Raw genomic sequence first — 19,124 nt, 5'->3', positions numbered from 1 at the left:
AATCACAGCCAAAGTTCTCTATTTACTACATTCGCCGGAAGTCTCCTTTTCTCCTGTTGGATTTCGCAGATTACTGAATATCGGATACAAAAAAGCCAGACAGGTGCAGAATGATTCCCGCACCTGTCTGGCCCCTGCTTTTATATAAGGAAGTGCTTAAATCTGTATTATGCGTATACCTCAACAGCTCCGCTTACCAGTCTGCAGGCCATTGCCGCACTGCGGCAGGCATCGATGCATTTCTGGCAGTGTATATGCTCATGTCTGCTGCTCGCATCCGCACAGCGCTCACAGATATCAGCACATAACCGGAGAATCTCCACCACGAACGGGCTCTGCCGCGTCATTGCCTGGATAGCGAAAGAACACATGTCAGCACATTCGCGGTCAAGCTGGATGGTCTCCCTTAGTGCTGCCAAATCATATTCTTTCAGGCTTGAGACATAGCTATAGTTACAGGCATCCATACATTTCATACAAGCATCAATGCATTCCTGATATTGAATTCGGGTCATAGCCTTAAACCTCCTGCAATTATTATAGGGTATGCCTATGTATTAACCTGCAAGAAAAGGAACGAACCAATCCCCCGGCTTCAGGGGAAGGTATTACAGGCTTCTTTTGACGGCAGCCGGTCTTGCCAGCAGACGTTTCTCCAACCGCAGAAGTTCCGTGCGCAGTTCGCTGGAGGAGAAATGTTCACCAATAAATACGGCAACATCAGGCACTTCGCCCTGGGGGGTGATTTTCATGAAATCCGCTTCCCGGTATGCATACTGAAACAGAAACCGGCTGGAGGTATCGTTAAAGGATACAATTCCCTTAGCCCGGTACACATCACGCGGCAAGTCCTTAACAAACCGTTCGAAGGCCTCGCTGTTCACGGAATTCTTGAAATAATGCGTGTACGCCATCACATGATCATGCGAAGCATGCATCTGCCTGGCATCTCCATCCTGTTCACTATGCTCATTCTCTTCTGTTACACCACGTTCTTCCGAATAGACTCCACCGATATTGCCGAGCAGGGCATCCGGCTCCAGCTCACAGCGTACAGCGGGCATTATCTCTGCATACGCATTCCATTTGCGCAGCACAACCGTGATCTCTTCAGCCTCTTCTGCACTGATCCGGTCTGTCTTATTCAGAATAAGCACGGATGCGCAGCGGATCTGCTCCTGCATGAGGCGGTAGGTAGCCCCCTGCTGGGAACGGTACAGCTCCAGGAGATGGGCGGCATCGACCACAGTAATCAGGCCTTTAAGCTCCACCTGCTGATACAGTGAAGTTTCAGTAACTGCATCGACAATCTCCAGCGGATTAGCTGCGCCTGTCGCTTCAATGACGACTACATCCGGTGATTCTTTTTTGACCAGAGTGGTCAGTTCTGTACTTAAATCTCCCCTGCTTGTGCAGCAGATACACCCGCCCAGCATCTCGGCCATCGGCACAGACTGCTCTACCAGCAGACCATCCAGATTAACCTCGCCAAGCTCGTTCATGATGACCGCCGGCCGGAGCCCTTGCGTCTTCCAGTGCTCCAGCAGCCGCTGCAGTAATGTAGTCTTGCCGCTGCCGAGAAATCCCGACAATATATAAACTGGTAATGACTGTTCCAAGTTCAATCGCTCCCCGCAAAAATCAGTTATGGTAGCGAGTGTACTACAATGACCGCCTCTGTGCAAGACACAGGCCCCTTCCGGCGCTTCTGCCTGTCCGGCACGAACTTGTCTTTGCTTCCTTCATCCCCTATCATGGGGGTTATAAAGCGTTCATTACAGACAAAAGGAGCTGGTTCGCATGACATCCGTAGAAGAACACCGGCGTGAAGCCCCCGATTCAGTAGCTTGTTATATCATTACGGTCTCGGACACCCGGACCCTGGAGACGGACACCGGCGGGCCGCTGATCCAGAATATGCTGGAGGAAGCGGGCTACACTGTTACCGGCCGCACGATCGTCAAGGATGATTATGAGGATATCCGTGAACTGGTCTACAAAAGCTCCGTCCATTCCGGCATTGAAGCCGTACTGCTGACTGGAGGGACAGGCATTTCACCCCGCGATACGACTTATGAGGCGGTTGCTTCACTGCTTGACAAATCGCTTCCGGGTTTCGGGGAGATTTTCCGGCTGCTTAGCTTCACGGAAGATATCGGCTCTGCCGCCATGCTTAGCCGGGCTATTGCCGGCACGATCGGCAGTACGGCAGTATTCTCGATGCCCGGCTCCACCGGTGCAATCAGGCTTGCCATGGAACGGCTGATCCTTCCCGAACTGCGCCATGTCATGCGTGAAATCTACAAACGTTCCTGATCTAGTGTACCGGATAGTCGTACGCCCATTTATCGGGAATATGGACAAATGAACAAGCAGGCCCTTGTACAGCGCGTATACTGGCATAAGTCCAATCGCGAAAAGCTGAATGTAATGAGAAATTGTCCAAAATGCCCTGTTCAAACGGTTACAGACCCTACAGAGGTCGTATATGAAGATTACTATCACCCCCAGGTAGTCCAGCTAGTCCACCATGTTGAAGTGGTCCGGCGCCATGTGTTCCGGTCCCGCAGCATATCTACACTTATTCCGTCCGGGATGAAATGTGCGGTATTTCCGGAATTAGCACGGCAGAAGAAGATAGAACTCCCTCCCCGCTTATACTTTACCGTTAACAGCAGAAGGCAGACCTGCCAACCGCGTCTCTAATGAGGCGCGCGCTGGCAGGTTTGCCTTTTTTGAGCTGCCCTCAAATGACATTGACAACTTCTGGAGTTGTAATTATACTATTGAACACTTTACGCGAAAGTGGTTTTTGATTAACCATATGGTTAACCGGAAAGGAAAGAGATGAGCTCACTCCAACGATTGCAACGCAAGATCAAAACCGTTGTCTGCCCCTATCACGAAATGCTGTGCAGCCTGCATGTGCTCCATCAGCCGGAGCATCACCCCAAACGCCTGCACTGGGCTAAGGAACTGTTAAGCAGAATGTCCCCTTCCCTTGTGGAGGGAATACAGGCGATCGGGAGGCTGTCCGACAGCTGGACGGGCCTCACGCTTATGGACCGCCTTGGCTCTTTCTCCTCCAGCCAGGAAGGCATCCGGGTGCTTAAGGCGCTGCCGGACACTGAGCTTATTCATGTGATGCTGAACGGCAGGATATCACTGGGTACGATTCTGGAATGGCAGCATGGACTGCCGCCGGGGCACGGCAAACCTGTAACTCCGCCGGATGAACCTGCCCGCTACCTGCTGCAGCATCTGGAGTCTGTACGCAACCTGCTGATCACCACCCTGGAGGATTACGAACAGGAATACTTCCGCAAGGAGTGGGAGTATATTCAGCCTTGGATCCATACCGCAGCGGCACAGTTTCAGGAAGCAGCCTCACGCTCTGCGGAGAAAGCGCTGAATTCGCTGCATCCCCGGCTGCAGGCCGCCGATGGGACCATTACTGCACAGAAAGCGTTCACCTATCATTTTGAATATGAACAATTGCAGGAGATCTTTGTGCTATCCTCCACCTTCATTTTCCCCCATCTGCTGATCGATTGGACCGGGGACAAGGGAAGGCTTATGCTGCCGCTTGCTGTTGATATTCCCGGGCTGGCCTTCAATGACGCGCCGCCGGAAGATCTGCTGCGCCAGTTCAGGGGGCTCGGCGATGCAACGCGCCTGCGCATGCTTAAGCTGCTCTGGCAGGCTCCGCACTGCACGAAGCAGCTCGCTCCGGTGCTTGGCATCTCGGAGGCTGCCGTATCGAAGCAGCTTAAGCTGCTCAGCGAAGCCGGACTCGTCACTTCGGAGCGCAAGGGAAATTATTTGTTTTACTCCAGCAGCAAGGAGGCGTTTGACAGCCTGATTGTTCTTCAGCGGCAGTATTTTGAACAATGAGTCTGATTCCTGAGTAAGGAGATGTCCGCCCGTGTGGCAAACCGCCATTGCAACCGCTGTAAGAAACCAGAGGTCCAACCTCAGAGCGTTTCCCTGGAATTTCACCCTGGGTCACATTATTGAAGGAGCCTATCTCGTCCTGGTCGCCTATTTCTCGTATGTTTATTTGATTCAAGGGGATTTGGATGACAAATTCGCCCTTTATACCGGAACAAATAACTATCTCGCATTTGCCATCATCGGCGGCACTTTGAATATTTTTTGCGTCAGCATGATGATGAATGTCTCCAGGTCACTAATCACCGAATGGAGGGAAGGCACTCTTGAGGCGCTGCTGCTCTCTCCTTCCAGCAGGAACGGCTATTTCCTCGGAACGGCCGTGCAGCAATTTTACCGCAGCGGGTTAATCCTGGCGGCTGTTCTCGCTTTCGGCATTCTGGCCGGCTTGCGGCTTCCAGCTCCCCATCTGCTGTCTGTGTTGGCCGGAGCCTTCCTCTTTATCCTGTCTACCTATGCAATGGCACTGGTGATGGGCAGTGTGATGCTGCTTACACGTGATACATACATCGTGCAGAATACGTTGTTCACCGTAATGACCCTGCTCTGCGGCTTCCAGTTCCCGCGCCAGTATCTGCCAAGATTCCTGAAGATGGCGGCGGAGGTCTTCCCGCTTACCACTTCGCTCCAGCTATTGCGCGGTGCACTGCTGACCGGGGAGACGGTATCTTTGACGGACCTCCTGCCTGCACTGCTGCTTAGTCTGGTCTATATTACTGTAGGGTTATGGTGCATCTCCAGGGTGGAACGACGTTTATTCGAGCAATTCTAAATAAGGGAGGATGATGTCCAAGTGATCCGCATGAATGAGGTTACCAAAATCTATCAGACCAAAAACAGGCTTGGCCTGTTCCGCTCTGAAATTAAGCTTCATACCGCTGTCAAGGCACTGTCGCTAACCATTGAACCGGGTGAGGTTGTCGGACTGCTCGGCCTGAACGGAGCAGGCAAAACCACAACCATCCGCATGCTCTCCACCTTGCTCGATCCGACTTCGGGGAGTATAGAGGTGGATGGCCTCTCTATGGATGATAATCGGAAAGCTATCCAATCGAAGGTGAACATGATTCCCGGCGGTGAACGGATGCTGTACTGGCGGCTAACCGGCAGGGAGAACCTGGAGTATTTCGGCAGGCTGTATGGACTCAGCAGCCTGGCAATCCGCCGGGAAAGCAGCAGGCTGCTGGAGGAGGTCGGACTGGCTGAAGCGGCTGACCAGCCGGTCGAGCAGTACTCCAAAGGGATGAAGCAGCGGCTGCAGATTGCCCGCGGATTAATCAATGATCCGGCTTACTTATTCTTAGATGAACCTACACTGGGGCTGGATGCACCCATTGCACGGCAGCTGCGCGGAACGGTACGGAAGCTCGCCAAGGAACAAGGCAAAGGCATTCTGCTGACCAGCCATTATCTGCAGGAGGTTGAAGAGCTGTGTGACCGGGTGTATATCCTGCGCCGCGGCGAGCTGCTGCTCTGCGACAAACCGGAGGCTATCGTCTCGCAGATTGCCGGTTCGCAGACCGCGCATCTGGATGTAAGCGGATGGGACGAGTGCCTCCGGCCGTTGCTGCTTGCCCATCTGGGAGCACTGGGTCATCCGGCGAAGCTAGCGGGCGGGCAACACGCTGCCGGACTAATCTCTTCCAGCCCGGAAGAAGCCTATAGAATTTCTGTACAAACTCCCCAAGCGGACAGGCTCATTACAGAGCTGCTTCCCTGGGTGAGTGATCACGGTCTGCACATCCACAGCTTTTCCTGCGAAAAGCCCACCTTGGAGGATGCTATTATACTCCTCTCCGAAGAGCGGGCCTCATGAGACCCGGCGGCCTATGGATGACAATTGCCGCTGAACTTAAGAAGCAGCACAGAAACCGCCGGAAGGGACGGGCTACCTTCTTCTCCCTGCTCTTCTGGCCTATCATCAGCTTCTTGACCTCTTATTACACGATGAAGCCCTACCGGACCGGGGAAGGCTCTGTGTTATCACGGATCATCCCGGACGAACGTATCCCGTTGTTTTTGCTGAGCGGCTACTTAGTATTCCAGCTGTTCTGGACGGTGGTGGAAGCGGCCTGGATTTTTGAGCAGGAACGCAAGGACGGTACTGTTGAGACCGTCTTCCTCACTCCGGCATCCAAAATAGCCTTCCTGTATGGACGCTCCCTCTATTCCTTATTGCATGGAATATGGATGTTCGCGGCCTTCTCCATTCTGACGTTTGTGTTTGTTTCAGATACCGCTTCAGTTAATTGGACGGCGCTAACCCTTGCTCTGCTGCTGATTATAATTGCCGCTATCATCTGGGGGGCAATGCTGAGCGCGGTGTCGCTGTTCTCCCGGGAATCCTCATTTCTCTATTATATTTTTCAGACTCCTATGGAGCTGTTCGGGGGAGTCCGTATTCCTCCAGCCGTCTTCCCGGCCTGGGCAACGGGGCTGTCCGCCCTGTTCCCCGTGACATACAGTCTGATCCTTGTACGCGGAGCATTGTACGGCACTACCGGCCGGACCTGGTGGCTGGCGCTGACCGTTCTGGTGGCGGGCAGTCTTCTGCTTGCCGGATGCACCCGGTATATCCTGTACCGCGCTGAGCGCCATGCCCGCCTGAAGGGTAACTGGAGCATGTTCTAGACAAGATCCCCCCGCAAAGGGGGGCTTTAACTTCGAGGATGATCCAGGAACTTTACGGGGATCCCCAAACATAATAAGTCTTCACTTTCCGGTAGAAACGGCTACGCGTCATTAAGAGGGTAGCCGTTTTCACCGAGTAATATAAGGAATCGGCTTCTGAGGAGGAATGAGATTCCGCTACTTGGCCAAATCTGCAGGAATTTGGGATCATCCTGACTGAGATTCCCTTAAGCGTCTTGAAATGCCTCATTTCAAGCTCTTTAGAACAAGTTAAAGGATTCTCAGTCCGCTTCAACATCTAAGACCTTACAGGGAAATCGGACGGGAATCCGAATATTGACCTGAGCCATAGCTCGATAACCGCCTTTTGACCAAATTCAACATAGCCATTTCAAAAAACTGAGCCCTGACCGAATGGTTATCACGCAATGAATCCAGCAGTGTAGGTATGTATTCTCCGCCCCTCAGCGTATTGGTGGAATCGCTTTTGGGAGCACAGCCGAATTGCATGACCTTGTAGCCTGCCACCCAACAGCGCAGTACTGATATTGGAAGTGATTGTCGACTTGCCGATTCCTCCTTTGCCGTAAATTGCGATCTGCTTCAACTTCTTAGTCATGTCCGACACTCCTTTGATGTAATATGCAATCATTCACTGCAGAATAGCACCCCTGCCTGAGCGGAGAAAATGCTCCAGACGCTTCAGCGCCTGTTCAATCGGAGCCTCGACCGCCATAGCCTGAATTCCCCGCTCGTAGAGCAGCGCTCTCGCTCCCGGTCCAATGTGGCTGACCAGGACAAACTGCAGTCTGCAAGGAGGGCGGCGGTATTCTGCATCGAATGCGTGTCATGGCCTGCTGCTTCCGCTTGCCGGTCATAACTCCGGTCCTCTATAATGCTGTAACTTCCCTCCGGCTCCATCCTATAGATCAGGAACCGGTCACATCGCCCAAAATGCTGATTGATGTGGATGCCGTCCACACTTCCGATAGCAATCTTCCACGTCACTCCCATCTCCTCCTATTCTGCGATACACAAAGAGGCCAAACCGCTCACCTCCCAGGTGTATGGTTTGACCTCCGGATTGTGGTCCAGTCGGCCCAATCTCAGCAGATGCTGCGCTATACTCTTGGTGTATGCTTCCTGCTTAAGGCTGTTATGCAGTCATTGCTTTGTTGTGAACTTGTTCACATAGGTGTATAAAAGAAAAGGCCGGCACCCCACCCGCTTACGGATGTTGAGACCGGCATGCGGTGAACCGCTCGGCTAATTAAACAAATACCAATTGAATTACTTTGTATTAAAATACCTAACCGCTGCCTAAAAATTAATCCCCTGAATGGTGAATATTGTGTGATCTTTTAATGGGCGTGTGTACCCAGGTGCTCCAGAAGTCCGCTAAACAGGTCCTTTACCTTCTTCGAATACTTCCCCTTCTCTTTGCCCATGGAGGTATACACCAGAGAAGTATTATCCTTGTTATAGACCTCTGTTCTCGCCCCGGACGTCTCCGCCAGCTCTATACCGCCGTACCAATCCGTAATCCGGCTCACCCGCTCAGGGCGGCTGGTGAATACATGCAGCGTGATATTCTGCGCGGGCTGGTTGTTGATCAGGTACTGATAGCTTGTATTTCCGCGGTTGTCTTCGGTGAACTTCTCATCGGTCAGCGCAAGCTGTTCAATGGCAAAAGCCCGCCGCATCGCCTTGCGGAACCGGCCGTCCAGCCCTTTTCCCTGCGAGTAAGCCAGCATTGACCCGTCCTGATACGCTTGCATCGTATAGCTTCCCGCTTCCTTCTTGTTCTGCTCCCCGGAGCAGCCTGCGAGCAGTGTGCCTGCAGTCAATACCGCAGCCAGCATACCTGCTAATCGGCGCTTCATAACTATTCCCCCTTCACAAACACTCAGATTCTTCCTGTTGGGTATAGGATGGCTGAGTACGTGAAAAGTATGCAAAGAGCCGATTGTCTTACCGCAAATTGCTGGAATGATTCCGTGCACCGGGAGATTAACGTACTGGCGGGTCCGTATGCACATCGGTATCAGGAGCTGAAGCAGCCCACCGTGTGAAGGTTACCTGAAATCCCGGCCGGGTTGGAGCACACAGGAAGGGTCCTGCCTGCTTACCGGTCACATTCGGAAAACGGGCGACCCGGATCGTCCTCCAGGGATGATTCTCCGTTCTGGCTCTGAGGATTACGGCATCCTTCATCCGCGAAGCCCGGAGGGTGATCACCTCACCCGTCCATTCCGGAACAGGTGACAGCGACCAGTCGGAGTAGCCATCGGTCACAACGGCGCCCACATGCGGAATACCATCATTCAGCTCAATACCGGCTTTGATCCAGACTTCCTCACTATACCACAGCATAATGCCTGCCTGATCATACAGCTCTGTGAACCCGTCCAGCGAAAAGCTGACCTCTATAGCTTCCGCATCCCCCCAGGGTGCGAGCAAGGCGTGCCCATTGTCATGCTGGAAGCCGTACATCGTTTTTTGCCAATAATCACTGCCTTCTGCAGCTTCCGCCACAAGTGCTCCTGCTACAACTCTGCTGGACACCGGTTCGTTACTCCATGCTCCATCCTGCCACGCTACTATTCTCATTACAGGCTCACCTCTTCTTTCCGTTTTTTCATCATACTGTTGATCTGCTCAGAGCTTAGAATCATAACAATAATATACCCGATCATCACCAGCGGAAGAATCATAAAGCTGCTGCGCGCTGCCACCCAGCCCAGAAGCGGGGGCAGAAAAGCTCCACCGGTATAGGCCAGAGCCATCTGATAGCCCATAATCTTCTGGGAGTTCGCTTGTCCGAACCGGGCTGGTGTCTCATGCAGCATACAGGGAAAGATCGGTGCCGAGCCCAATCCAATCAGGATAAATGCAACCAGTGAAAAGACCGCCGGAAGCGGTAAAGCCAGCACCAGCGCACCCAGCATGGATATAACCAGACCGCCGCGGATGAGCTCCTTGTTGCTGAACCGGAAGGTAATAAACCCGGTAAGCAGCCGCCCGGCCGTAATTCCGCCGTAATACAATGACACCCAGCCAGCAGCAGTTGCTGCTGAGACACCCTTGACATTAACCAGATAGCTGCTGCCCCAGAGTCCTACCGTGGCTTCCACTCCACAATAGAACAGGAAGGTAATCATCGCCAGCTTCACGCCTTTGATCCGCAGCACATTGCCGGAAGCAGCCTCCGCTGCCATTACCGTCTCTGGCTCATTCCTGACGTTCTCAGCCTGCGGACTGCCGCTCTTGCCTGCCCTTTTCCATAGCGGCAGACTGATGAACAGCAGCACCACAAGCGCAAACTGGATCATGCTGACAGTAAAGTATCCCGTTCTCCAGGAATCGCCGCCTGCGATATAACGCGACATAATGATCGGTCCGAGCATTGCCCCGATGCCCCAGAAGCAGTGCAGCCAGCTCATATGATGCGCCTTATAGTGGGTAGCCACATAATTGTTCAGCCCTGTATCGATAGAACCGGCACCCAGCCCCAGCGGCAAGGCCAGCACAGCCAGCCAAACTACGGAAGAAGAGTAAGAGAAGCCGAGCAAGCCCAGAGCCGTCACAGCCACGCTGATAAAAGTAACCATCCCCGTACCCAGCCGTTTCAGCACGGCACTGCTGGCTAAACTAGAAATAATCGTCCCCGCAACTACAATCATGGAGAGCAGTCCCGCTGTCTCAACCGGCGCCCCATAATCCAGCCTCATGATCGGCCAGGCCGCTCCCAGCATGGAGTCCGGCAGACCTAAGCTGATAAATGCCATATAAATAATGATCAAGAATACCGTTGCCATCTCTTCCCCGCCTAACCTTCTATTTTCGTTAAATACAGTCTTTGTTCCAAAGTGCCCAGCGTCTGCACAATCATGCCCTGAATATAGTCAGCAGCGAAATCGTCTGACATTCTCACCCTTGGAATTGCAGGATAAGGCAGCGAGGCGCTGCATTTCTTCTCCACGGATAGAAGATGCTCTTCCTTCAGGAAGCTGCCGTACAGCACAACAACATCCGGATTCAGCACACTGCTGACAGCAGCCGCCAGCTTGGCAATTGCATCCGTAAGTGCCTCAAAAGAAGCAATCAGTCCGCCATCTCCCCAGGCAATGCCGAGCGGAATGTTGGCTACCTCTCCGGCGAAGCCGCGTTTCCCCTTATACAGCTTGCCTCCTATAAATATGCCGGCTCCCGGAGCGAAGCGGTCCGGAAAATACAAATAGACAACTGAAGCTGTCTCCTCCTTCATCCTTCTGCAATAGCCAATCACGGCAGCGTTGACATCGTTCTCGATCACTACAGGTTTGCCGTACCGCTGCCGGAAATGCTCTGCCACCGGAACACCGCGCAAGGCTTTGTAATCGGATACAACCATTAGGCCTTCTACTTCCGCACCAGGCAGGCCCAGCCCGATAGCCTGTATCAGGGGGTACATCTGCAGCGAGCTGTCAATCACCGCTTCAAAGGCCGCCAGATCGACGCCTGAGACCGCTGTATTATCCTCAAACAGTGTACGTCCGGTCAGCGTAACAACCGTTCTGTGAATGTAGATTACATCCTGCTCTTCATGCGTGAACAGAATCAGCGCCAGGGCATACTCGTCATTGTATATGTATTGCTGTGCAGGTCTCCCTCCGCTGGAGGACACCTGTGCTCCAGCCAGCACCTCATTCTGCGCTTCCAATAGCTGCAGCACAGTGCCCACTGTAACGACACTAAGGCCGCTAACTCCGGCAATCTGCCGTTTGGTTGCCTGCCCGTGTTCCTTCAGCACCTGCCGCACCAGGTTCATATTCACTTCGCGAATGACTAACGCATTGCCGCCAATCTTCTGCATCTGCTTTCACCTCGTTATAATAATACTTTAATAAAGTATTTTAATAAATGGTTATTTTGAAAAAAATTATTGAAATGTTGAAATAGCCCGGCAGAGAATCTCTGCCGGGCGGATAGGAACGATTGCTAATTATAGTGGTGCTTAGGTTAAGCCTTACAAATCAGGATGCTCATGTTTCGCTTTGAGACGGCTCCAGCGGCGCTGTACCTCATTCTCGAAGCTGCGCAGCGCAGGCTCGTTCTCCGGCTTCAGCAGATGGCGGGTTTTGCCCATAGTCTTCAGCCAGGCGGAGACTTCGATCCGTTTCTCCTTGTCTTCCGGGTTATACGTAATGTTGGTCATGCCCTGCTCTACTTCATAGAGCGGGAAGAAGCAGGACTCAACAGCCAGGGAGACGATATCTGTTCCGTCTTTGTCTTCACTCATCCAGTTGAGCGGGCAGGCGATCAGGATCTTGCCGTAGACGAGACCTTCATTCTGAGCATACCACTGAGCCTTCGCAGCCTTCTTCAGCAGATCCTGAGGATAAGCTTCACAGCCGGTGAAGACATAAGGAATATTGGTCGCAGCCATAATCTGCGCAGTATCCTTATGCTGGGTCAGCTTGCCCTGCTGGGTTTTGCCGATGCTCGAAGTTGAAGTACGGTGTCCAAGCGGTGTGGAATAAGACTGCTGTGCACCTGTATTCATATAGCCTTCGTTATCGTATTCCACGATGATCATCTTGTGGCCGCGCAGTGCAGCGCCGATCGCCGGACCCATACCAATGTCCATACCACCGTCACCTGTCACCATAACGAAGGTGAAGTCATCCTGCAGCCCCAGGCCGTCCAGCTCGCCGCGGCGTTTGCGTTCCCAGAACATTTCGACCACGCCGGACAGCGTAGCTGCACCGTTCTGGAAGAGATTGTGGATGAACGTTGATTTATGTGACGAATAAGGATAGCCGGTAGTTGTAACCATGGCACAGCCGGTGTGATACAGCGCTACGATATCCCCTTCAATCCCTTTGAAGAACAGCTCAAGGCCTGAGAAAATACCACAGCCCGGACATGCGCCATGTCCCGGAGACAAGCGTCTTGGCTTCTTCATCAGGGAGCGGATCGGCGGAATCTTCACGGCCAGCTTACCAGTTTCTTCATTCTTATTCACCGTAATCAGGCCGGTCTTCAACAGATCAAAGTTCATCGGCTTCAGCAGACGCTTCGGCGCATTCTCCGGCGCTCCCGGATTGTGGCCGTAGTAATCAAACGGCACTTCTACGCGGTCTGCTACCACTGCATCCATTGCGAGCTGGAAGAAATGATGGCCGTCTTCAGCATAGAAGTCTTTACCGCCCAGTCCGTAGATGCGGCTGATTACCTTAGTGGTCGTGTTGCCATATGTGAACAGTGCAGCCTTGATTTCGTTAACCATGTTGCCGCCGTGGCCGCCGACGGAATCCGCACGGTCACCAACAGTGATGGCTTTGACGTTCTTCAGCGCTTCAGCAATCTGCTTCTGCGGGAACGGGCGGATCATGTTCGGGGAGATGGCACCCGCTTTGATTCCTTGCAGACGCAGCTGGTCGACCACATCCTTGATAATCTCCGAAGCGGAGTTCATCAGGAATACGGCCACATCGGCATCCTCCATCCGGTACTGCTCGATCATCGGATAATGCCGGCCTGTCAGTACAGCGAATTCCGCTGCGATCTCTTCAAACACTTCACCGGCATTGTACATGGCTACCGACTGCTGATAACGGTTGTTGATATAATCCGGTTCATTCATATAAGGACCTACAGTAACAGGGTTATTGCGGTCCAGCGTATCGGTGAAGCCAACTGGCGGCTGCTCGCCTACGAACTTGTGAACATCCTCGCGGTGGGCAAAAGCCTGCACACGGCGCTTCTGGTGGGAAGTGAAATAACCGTCAGAAGCAACCATTACCGGAAGCCGGACCTTGGCATGCTCCGCAAGCTTCAATGCCATCAGGTTCATGTCGTAGACGGACTGCGGATCACGGCACATCAGGATCGGCCAGCCGGTGTTCAGGGCGAAATACAAATCGGAATGGTCACCGTGAATATTCAGCGGACCCGAGATCGAACGGCAGATCAGGTTCATGACCATAGGCATCCGCGTACCTGCTTGTACAGGCAGCTGCTCCAGCATGAACATATACCCTTGCGCACTGGTAGCATTGAACACGCGGCCGCCTGCTGTGGAAGCGCCGTAACAGATCCCGGCGGAGCTGTGCTCACCATCGGAAGGCACCAGCATAATATCATGCTGTCCGCTGGCTTTCATGGTATCGAGGAACTGGGCAACCTCCGTCGACGGGGAGATCGGGAAATAACCCATGACATGGTAGTTAATCTGATGGGCGGCATAAGCAGCCATTTCATTGCCGGATTCATATAGGAATTTCTGCTCCACTTTGGCGGAGCCTACTTCTTTTTCATAATCAATAGCCACAATTCATTCCACCTTTCTTCCGAAATTTAGACTTGAGTAACCAGATCAAACGTATGCTTCACGGTATGGCTGTCCGCATAGCCTTCCTTCTCCCGGGTGCTGGAGAGCGCCGAGGTCGGGCAGGCGCCGATGCATTTCAGGCAGCCTTTGCAGTATTGATAGTCAATGCCGAGCAGGAACATCTGCGAACGGCCCTTGCGGTCCAGCCGCTCTTCCCAGACGAAGCATTGATCCGGACATACCGTGTCACACTGTGCGCAATTGATACAGGACTCATTCTCATAGACCGGAAGCATACCGGAACGGGAGATGCTGAGGTTCTTCAGGAAACTGCCGCCCGGGTTCGTGATGGTGCCGCCTATCGGCTGAGTCTCGTAGCCGAGAGCGGAAATATCGGAGCGGACATACACCGGCATGCTGTCACCGGCAGCGAGCTCGAAATGCATGAATTTCACTTCATTATAACCACGGTCAAAGGTCGTAATGGCCGACTGGACCGCCTGCGGATATTTCTTGCCGAGCGATTTCTCAATAACGCCCTTCATAATATCGGTATCCAGGAACGGACAGAGCCGGAACAGCGCGCCTAGCATCGCCATATTCACGCGGTTCTTCTCTTTCAGTGCGATGCTGGTGGCATCGATTACTGCAATCGTACCGGCCTTCATCTTCAGCAGTTCTTTGAGTTCTTCCGGCGTCTTGGCCGAGTTCACAAGAACGGTACTGTGTTCATGAATTCCGCTGGTTACGTTAACGGTCTTGGCAAGCGCTTCGTGAAAAACACCTACAACATGCGGACGCTCTACCGGGGAGGTATCACGGATATGAGTGTCCATATCGCAGAAACGGATATGAGCTTTAACCGCCGACCCCTTCTTCTCCGAACCATACGATGAAAAACTGACGCCATTGAGTCCTGCGCCGACTACACCCGCTTCCGCGAGCATTTTACCGGCAAGGTTCGCTCCCAGGCCCCCAATAGATTCGAGACGAATCTCAAAGAAGCCGAGCTCATTTACTTTTGGCAATTGTACCACCGACATAACCCCTTTCTTAGTGTCAAGAAGAATAACATCCTTTTGACTTTTTCAACGATTGTAACTTGAAATTGCAAGCCGCGAAGTGACATATCTTGCATTATCCACGCTTTGGGAATCACAATTCTTTATGGATTTCAATGGATTTCTTTATACGCGACAGCGCGGCGTTACTTCAATAGAAGGTAATCTGCCATAAAAACGACAAATTGTGAAAATTGTGTGTAATTCCGCGTTTTCCCAAGGATGATGTGGAACCAATGTCACCCTTAATTTAGCAATAAAATTAAAAATTAAGATGTTAAATTTGTCACAGATTTCATGATAAATGTCACAGTCGCCCATTATGAAAAAAGACGAAACCCGTGATCAGTGATCACCCGGATTTCGTCTTTGGATCATATCAAGAATAAAAACGCTTAGTAAGTCCACCAGTTGCCGGACATCACGATCATGGAGAACAGCTTGATGCTGTCTTCATAATAATCCTCTGCCGCACTGCCTGACGTATGGCTCCAGAGTGAATTCAGCCAGCTCTGGTTCCCTGATGAGGTCATTGCGCTTACGCCAAACGGTGCATAGAACGCACCGCTGTTGTAGCTGCCAAAGGTGGTTCCGTTCAGCTTGTAGCCGTCCTTGATGTTGCCCGGAGTACTGCTTACCTTGGTCTTGATCCAGCTGTTTAACTGATTCAGCTGTGACAAGGCGCGGTTATCACCTGTGAGCAAATAATCGGTGGTAATCCGCCACGGTGTACGGCATGAATTGTAGTTATAATGGCCGTCGTTGGCGTCCTCCAGGAAATTCGCTGCGGCCGGTTTATAGGTGCTACTGGAGTAGACTACGAAATCCGGCAGCAGACCAGTGGTAGAGCTATAACCGGTATAGAGGCTGTTAATAATCGTATAAGTCTTATCCGTTACATTCTGCCAGCGGGCATCCCCGGTAGCGGACTGGAAGGCCTTCAAATGGCTGAGCATGAAATCGGAAGGACGGGTTGCTGTATTGTATGAACCGCTGTTCGCCCAGTCCCCCAGTCGGATGGTCCACTGGGTCTGATTGATCTCATTATCCATGATTGCATTAATGATGCTGGTTGCTGCCTGCAAATAGTTAACTGTTCCCGTGCTTCCCCATTGTCTGTGAGCCAGCAGCAGCGAGTACGCAATATCCATATCACCGTCAGTTGCGGAATCCTCGCCTTCGATATTCTGGAAGCTGCTGTTCTGTTTCCAGGACATCAGATAAGGATTGATGGAGCTTGGATGTGCTGTGTAATAATTGTAGAGTCCGTTATAGTACGTCTGCGCATTGGTGTCGTAACCGGCCATCAGGACAGTGAACAGCATGCCGTAGCCATGCGCTTCGGAGACGGTCTCCCCGTCTGAATTATATTTGACATAATATTTGCCTGTCCCGGCCGGTTTGAGATAAGCGCCTTTCCAGGCATCCCATTTGGTCTTAACCGCATTATCCATAACCGTCTGCGTGACATTATTCGGTTTGATGGTTCCGGCCGTATAAGTCGTATGCTGCGGGAACGGTTTGTTCACTGCGGCGAAAGCGGACCCGGCAGGCAGGATAAAGAGCGCCAGACAAAGAAGCATCAGACTTTTCCAGTGCAGCTTGCGTTTCCCTTGCTTATTCATAACGCATTCACTCCTCATGATTTGGTGGATATGGCTTCGAATCCATTGCAATCACAAACGAACTGCCTTAGGAAAAGTTCACCCCCTCACATAGAGTATCCGCCCATCTGTCTGTCGAGCTAAAGTTAAAGCGCTTTAACTTTAGCTCCAAAAAATATCATTCCTGTAAAAATTGTATTTAAGAACATATTTAATATATTATTCCAGAGACTTCGTGTCAATGAGCATATGGTCCTGCGTATTACATGTCTATGAGGATATACGCAGGGGGCAGGGGTATGAGCCTGCCTGTCTTCCGCCCTTCTGCCCTCGCCCCGGCAAAAAGCCCTCCCGGTCGTGGATTATCCACCAACTGGGAGGGCTAAGTATTAATAAGTCTATGCCTCTGTTGCGATCAGGCTATTCCACATCCGGCATCATATGCTCCGCAATCAGCTGCTGCTTGCGGTTCCACAGCTGCTCGCTGAGATTCACGCGGAATACTTCAGGGTTCAGCTTACGCAGGTACTCCGGCCAGAACAAATCAAGCTGCTCCTGATGGTAGCGGCGGATCTCGTTCAGATCCGGCAGCTGATAGACCTGGAAGCCGTTCACCACAATCGGCTCCAGCATCGGCAGCGCCTCGTAGTGCTCCACATGTTTTCTCATATACGGATGCAGCGGATTGAACAGCTTGAGCCGGACACCGTTACGCGGCGCCTCTTCCCCGGAGAAGCTGATGTAATCCGCCAAAGCTTTGCCGTTCTGCCCGATAATGCGGTAAACGGCCTTTTTGCCGGGAGTCGATACCTTCTCGGGATTGGAGGAAATCTTGATTGTTGGAATCATCTCTCCGCTTGGAGATTCAATCTCGACCAGCTTGTAGACTCCGCCCAGAGAAGGCTGATCGGAAGCTGTAATCAGCTGGGTTCCAACCCCCCAAGTATCAATAGCCGCGCCTTGCGACTTCAAGTTCATGATCGTGTTCTCATCCAGGTCATTGGAGGCAACGATCTTCACATACTGCAAGCCGGCTTCATCAAGCATTTGCCGGGCTTTGCGGGACAGATAGGCCAAGTCACCGCTGTCGAGCCGGATGCCGTTCATCCGTTTGCCCTGCGCCTCCAGCTTCTTGGCAGTATTTATTGCATTCGGCACACCGCTGCGCAGGGTATCGAAGGTATCGACTAGCAGGGTAACGCCGTCCGGCATGACTCTGGCGTAAGCGTCGAAGGCTTCCTGTTCGCTCGGGAAGCTCTGCACCCAGGAATGGGCATGGGTGCCCTTCGTAGGAATGCCGAACATTTTGCCGGCCAGCATGTTGGAGGTCGCATGGAAGCCACCCACATACGCTGCCCGGGCTCCCCATACGGCCGCATCTGCTTCCTGCGCACGCCGCGTCCCGAATTCAAGCAGCGTATCATTCGGAGCCACCTGCTTGATCCGGGAGGCCTTGGTCGCAATCAGCGTCTGGTAGTTCATGAAGTTCAGGATGGCTGTCTCCACCAGCTGAGCCTCCATAATCGTGCCTTCCACGCGGATCAGCGGCTCATCCGGGAAGACAAGCGCGCCTTCCTTCATCGAATGAATGCTGCCCTGGAAATGGAACTGCAGCAGTTCCTCCAGAAACGCCGGGGCATAATTCTCCTCCTGCTCCGACAAGTAGCGGATATCATCCTCTGTAAACCGCAGTTCAGCGATATACTGGACGATCCTCTCCAGGCCTGCAAATACCGCGAACCCGTTGCCGAACGGCAGCTTGCGGAAATAAGCTTCAAACACAGCCCGGCGTTTGTGTGTGCCGTTAACCCAATGGGCGTACATCATATTAATCTGATATTTGTCTGTATGTAGAGCAAGTTCTCTCCTCAAGTCCTCATCTCCTAATAGTTGCACTGCTGTAGCGGGATCTGCAGTTGCTGTTGTGTTATATAATCCAAATTTTCCCTTCGTTCCTTACAGCTTTTGATATTATCTTCGTTCAATATTTTTATCTATGTGGAAGCGACCACCTTCGCTCCGAGGCTGCCCCGGAAATGTCCCAGCGCCCAAGTGTGGCCGTCCGGGTTGAAGCTGGCTACCGCATCCTCGTGAACAATAACGCTGAATCCCAGATTGTACGCATCTACTGCCGTATGCAGCACACAGATATCCGTACATACTCCGATCAGGTGCAGCTCGGTAATGCCGCGTTCACGCAGCTTCAGCGCCAGATCCGTGCCGCTAAAAGCGCTGTAACGGGTTTTGTCCATCCAATAGATGGCTTCGCGGTTCGCTTCGTATACGGCCTTCAGGCTGCCGTAGAGCTCACGCCCCTGACTGCCCCGCAGATTATGCGGCGGGAATAACTTACTCTCCGGATGATATGGATCATCTGCTTCATGCAAATCTACAGCCATCACAACATAATCCCCGCTCTGCACGAACTGTTCCGTGAGCTGGCTAACCCTTGGTGCAATGTCGATACCGGGCTGCCCAACCGGCAGACTTCCGTCAATGAAATCATTGGTGAAATCAATTACGATGAGTGCTCTCATAAGCAGACCGCCTCCTAAAAGTGTT

At 52.4% G+C, this 19,124-nt stretch carries 19 protein-coding genes; 5 read left to right on the top strand and 14 right to left on the bottom strand.

What is annotated here, in order from left to right:
- Nucleotides 1-167: 167 nt before the first annotated feature.
- Nucleotides 168-515, bottom strand: coding sequence for a four-helix bundle copper-binding protein (locus NSU14_RS12020; protein ID WP_039304665.1), 348 nt, complete (start codon nt 513-515; stop codon nt 168-170).
- Between the two features lie 93 nt (nt 516-608).
- Nucleotides 609-1,619: a CobW family GTP-binding protein gene (locus NSU14_RS12015; RefSeq protein WP_042137946.1), complete on the bottom strand. Its 1,011-nt coding sequence runs from the start codon at nt 1,617-1,619 to the stop codon at nt 609-611.
- 181 nt (nt 1,620-1,800) lie between these two features.
- Here NSU14_RS12015 and NSU14_RS12010 point away from each other — a divergent pair, with 181 nt between their 5' ends.
- From NSU14_RS12010 to NSU14_RS11990, 5 genes are all read left to right on the top strand, one after another.
- Nucleotides 1,801-2,316: a MogA/MoaB family molybdenum cofactor biosynthesis protein gene (locus NSU14_RS12010; RefSeq protein WP_042137947.1), complete on the top strand. Its 516-nt coding sequence runs from the start codon at nt 1,801-1,803 to the stop codon at nt 2,314-2,316.
- Nucleotides 2,317-2,865: 549 nt separating this feature from the next.
- Nucleotides 2,866-3,894 (top strand): ArsR/SmtB family transcription factor, encoded by a 1,029-nt coding sequence (locus tag NSU14_RS12005; RefSeq protein WP_340944954.1) that lies wholly within the window; start codon nt 2,866-2,868, stop codon nt 3,892-3,894.
- 31 nt (nt 3,895-3,925) lie between these two features.
- A complete protein-coding gene (locus tag NSU14_RS12000) occupies nt 3,926-4,723 on the top strand; it encodes an ABC transporter permease (RefSeq protein ID WP_340944952.1) in 798 nt (265 codons plus the stop codon).
- A 30-nt stretch (nt 4,724-4,753) separates the two neighbouring features.
- Nucleotides 4,754-5,767, top strand: a complete 1,014-nt coding sequence (locus NSU14_RS11995; protein WP_042141267.1) for an ABC transporter ATP-binding protein — start codon at nt 4,754-4,756, stop codon at nt 5,765-5,767.
- Complete coding sequence (locus tag NSU14_RS11990) at nt 5,764-6,582, top strand: ABC transporter permease (RefSeq protein ID WP_340944948.1); 819 nt, start codon at nt 5,764-5,766, stop codon at nt 6,580-6,582. Before NSU14_RS11995 ends, NSU14_RS11990 begins: the two co-directional genes overlap by 4 nt.
- 306 nt (nt 6,583-6,888) lie before the next feature.
- Here the strand turns inward: NSU14_RS11990 and NSU14_RS11985 are convergent, their stop codons facing one another.
- The 12 genes from NSU14_RS11985 to NSU14_RS11930 form a co-directional block, all read right to left on the bottom strand.
- Nucleotides 6,889-7,092 carry a hypothetical protein gene (locus NSU14_RS11985; RefSeq protein ID WP_256703772.1) on the bottom strand — a complete coding sequence of 68 codons (204 nt, stop codon included), beginning with the start codon at nt 7,090-7,092 and terminating at the stop codon, nt 6,889-6,891.
- Nucleotides 7,004-7,201 (bottom strand): hypothetical protein, encoded by a 198-nt coding sequence (locus tag NSU14_RS11980; RefSeq protein WP_042137953.1) that lies wholly within the window; start codon nt 7,199-7,201, stop codon nt 7,004-7,006. Before NSU14_RS11980 ends, NSU14_RS11985 begins: the two co-directional genes overlap by 89 nt.
- 83 nt (nt 7,202-7,284) lie before the next feature.
- Nucleotides 7,285-7,590, bottom strand: coding sequence for a NifB/NifX family molybdenum-iron cluster-binding protein (locus NSU14_RS11975; protein ID WP_340944944.1), 306 nt, complete (start codon nt 7,588-7,590; stop codon nt 7,285-7,287).
- Nucleotides 7,591-7,943: 353 nt separating this feature from the next.
- Nucleotides 7,944-8,465: a hypothetical protein gene (locus NSU14_RS11970; protein WP_042137954.1), complete on the bottom strand. Its 522-nt coding sequence runs from the start codon at nt 8,463-8,465 to the stop codon at nt 7,944-7,946.
- Nucleotides 8,466-8,592: 127 nt separating this feature from the next.
- The gene (locus NSU14_RS11965; protein WP_340944942.1) at nt 8,593-9,192 is read right to left on the bottom strand and encodes a DUF1349 domain-containing protein; all 600 of its coding nucleotides are present in this window, start codon (nt 9,190-9,192) and stop codon (nt 8,593-8,595) included.
- Entirely contained in the window at nt 9,192-10,400 is a 1,209-nt protein-coding gene (locus NSU14_RS11960; RefSeq protein WP_340944940.1) for an MFS transporter, read from the bottom strand. The genes NSU14_RS11965 and NSU14_RS11960 overlap by 1 nt, the downstream gene beginning before the upstream one ends.
- An 11-nt stretch (nt 10,401-10,411) precedes the next feature.
- Nucleotides 10,412-11,437, bottom strand: coding sequence for an ROK family transcriptional regulator (locus tag NSU14_RS11955; RefSeq protein WP_076242972.1), 1,026 nt, complete (start codon nt 11,435-11,437; stop codon nt 10,412-10,414).
- 153 nt (nt 11,438-11,590) lie between these two features.
- The gene (locus tag NSU14_RS11950; protein WP_042137959.1) at nt 11,591-13,897 is read right to left on the bottom strand and encodes a thiamine pyrophosphate-dependent enzyme; all 2,307 of its coding nucleotides are present in this window, start codon (nt 13,895-13,897) and stop codon (nt 11,591-11,593) included.
- Between the two features lie 26 nt (nt 13,898-13,923).
- On the bottom strand, nt 13,924-14,934 hold the full coding sequence (locus NSU14_RS11945) for a 2-oxoacid:acceptor oxidoreductase family protein (protein ID WP_042137960.1): 1,011 nt from the start codon (nt 14,932-14,934) through the stop codon (nt 13,924-13,926).
- Between the two features lie 419 nt (nt 14,935-15,353).
- Complete coding sequence (locus tag NSU14_RS11940) at nt 15,354-16,583, bottom strand: glycosyl hydrolase family 8 (RefSeq protein WP_042137963.1); 1,230 nt, start codon at nt 16,581-16,583, stop codon at nt 15,354-15,356.
- 399 nt (nt 16,584-16,982) lie between these two features.
- Nucleotides 16,983-18,434 (bottom strand): nicotinate phosphoribosyltransferase, encoded by a 1,452-nt coding sequence (locus NSU14_RS11935; RefSeq protein ID WP_340944936.1) that lies wholly within the window; start codon nt 18,432-18,434, stop codon nt 16,983-16,985.
- 122 nt (nt 18,435-18,556) lie between these two features.
- Nucleotides 18,557-19,099, bottom strand: coding sequence for a cysteine hydrolase family protein (locus NSU14_RS11930; RefSeq protein ID WP_340944934.1), 543 nt, complete (start codon nt 19,097-19,099; stop codon nt 18,557-18,559).
- Nucleotides 19,100-19,124: the final 25 nt, after the last annotated feature.

This window comes from Paenibacillus sp. FSL R10-2771 (assembly GCF_038000205.1).
Lineage (GTDB): Bacteria > Bacillota > Bacilli > Paenibacillales > Paenibacillaceae > Paenibacillus_AQ > Paenibacillus_AQ phytohabitans.
Note: the sequence above shows the minus strand (reverse complement) of the source record. Positions and strands in the feature narration are given on the sequence as shown.